Origin of the sequence: Acetobacter cerevisiae (assembly GCF_001580535.1) — a bacterium.
GTDB lineage: Bacteria > Pseudomonadota > Alphaproteobacteria > Acetobacterales > Acetobacteraceae > Acetobacter > Acetobacter cerevisiae.
Genome location: NZ_LHZA01000042.1, coordinates 1 through 1,902, shown reverse-complemented (window position 1 = coordinate 1,902; position 1,902 = coordinate 1). Strand labels below are relative to the sequence as shown.

The 1,902-nt window shown below is 58.8% G+C and carries 2 protein-coding genes and 1 riboswitch; both genes read right to left on the bottom strand.

Going from position 1 to position 1,902, the window contains the following annotated elements:
- Positions 1-331, bottom strand: a 331-nt coding sequence (locus AD928_RS00285; RefSeq protein WP_062247349.1) for a hypothetical protein, incomplete at its 3' end; no start/stop codon positions are given.
- Between the two features lie 3 nt (positions 332-334).
- A complete protein-coding gene (locus tag AD928_RS00280) occupies positions 335-1,729 on the bottom strand; it encodes a voltage-gated chloride channel family protein (protein ID WP_062247347.1) in 1,395 nt (464 codons plus the stop codon).
- A 35-nt stretch (positions 1,730-1,764) separates the two neighbouring features.
- A riboswitch (Fluoride riboswitch) is annotated at positions 1,765-1,842 on the bottom strand.
- Between the last annotated feature and the right edge of the window lie 60 nt (positions 1,843-1,902).

The window sequence follows — 1,902 nt, the reverse complement described above, 5'->3', positions numbered from 1 at the left end:
CTCTCAGCAGTGCCTCGTGGGAGAGGCAGAATGCCTGAAGCTGCTCATGGTCGCCCAGAATATCGACATAGACCGACAGAAGCGTATTGGGGATTTCCCCCAGTGTCTGCTGGATTTCCCCACTTCTCCAGAAGCCGTAATGTGCAAAGGGGGCATTCGAGCAGGTGAAGCCTGCTGCACGGGCCGCATGGACGATGTCACGATAGAGAGGACGGCGCTGGAACAGGCGGGTAAAAGGTTTCTGTTGTCGGCTTTGCGCCCGTGATGCGGACGTCATGAAAATCCGGAGAATACCGGCAGGTTCTGTCAGTAGGGTGGGCGTCTCGTGCATGGCTTATTTTCCGGTTTGTGTTGCTGGGTCAGAGGAGGTCTGGGTGCCGGTTTTCCGGACCCGCCGCCCGATGAAGCCACGGGCCTGCCGGAGCGCCATGCCCGCCGTAATGTGAGGATGTGCGGCTTTTGGAACACCGATGCGCTGGGACAGGTAAATCCCGGAATGACCGGAGCAGAGATAGGCAATGAAGCAGCCCGTCGCGATGTAGATGACGTCCGTAGCGCCAAACAGCTCGACCCCCATGAAGGTACAGGCCAGAGGGGTATTGGCCGCCCCCGCAAAAACAGCCACAAACCCGACTGCCGCGAGAAGATCGGTCGGCACGCCGAGAAAGGTGGACAGCGTATGTCCCAGACCGGCGCCAATGAAGAAAAGGGGCGTGACTTCCCCGCCCTTGAAGCCGGTCGACAGGGCGGCAACCGTGAAGACAAGCTTCCACAGCCAACTCCACGTATAATCACCCGGATGGAAGAAATTGAGGATTGAGGCACCATCAGGCGTGGCCGCCACCACACCAAGACCGAGATAGTCCCGTGATCCGGCGATGAAGACGAGCGCGATGGTCAGTACGCCGCCAATGGCGGGACGCAGCCAGGCAATGGGGCAAAGCGTGCGGAAAACCGGGCTGAGGCGGTGAACGGACTCTGCAAACAGCAGGCTGGTCAGGCCGAAGCAGACGGATGCCACACCGACCTTCAGCAGAAGCACCGGATCCGTATGAAAGATCTGGCCGGAAAGATCAGGATAGCCGGCAAACCCGATCCTGTAAGGGACGTGATGAATACCCCAGGAATGACACACCATATCCGCGAGGATTGAGGCTGCCGCGACCGGAACAAGAGCACGGTAGTCAATACAACCGATACTCAGCACTTCCATGGCGAAGACGGCACCCGCGACGGGTGTTCCAAAGACCGCGCCAAATCCTGCCGCGATCCCGGCCATCAGGATGATGCGGACCCCGTTGTCGTCCAGACGGAACAGGCGGGCGAACCCGGATGCGATACTGCCACCGATCTGGACCGCTGTTCCTTCCCGGCCGACTGAGGCCCCGAACAGATGGCTGACGACGGTGGCGATCAGAACAAGAGGAGCCATACGCAGTGGCACACCGCCACCCGGTTCATGGATCTGATCGACGATCAGATTGTTACCCCCTTCGGCGGAACGCCCGAACCAGTGATACGCCAGCCCAACGACAACGCCTGCCACCGGCAGGAACCACAGCAGGCCGGGATGGGCGAAGCGATAGTCGGTGACATGATCGAGCGCCCAGAGGAAGACGGCGCATAACGTGCCGACGCAGGCTGCCATAGGCAGCAAAAGCCCGCTCCAGCGCAGAACGGCGAGAATATTTACTACGATGGAATTCTGAAACAGCGGAAAACGACCCATGACCCTGAACACACTCCTCCCTCACGTGCCATTATGGCGAGGTAGGAGTCATCAGCCCTTGGGGCGGTTCGACTTCTTTACGAAGTCAGGCAGAGTCCATTGCCGTTACGTCACACTACGATTTATCCGTTGCCTCATGTCAATGATAAATCTGTAAGGGGAAAAGAAACTTT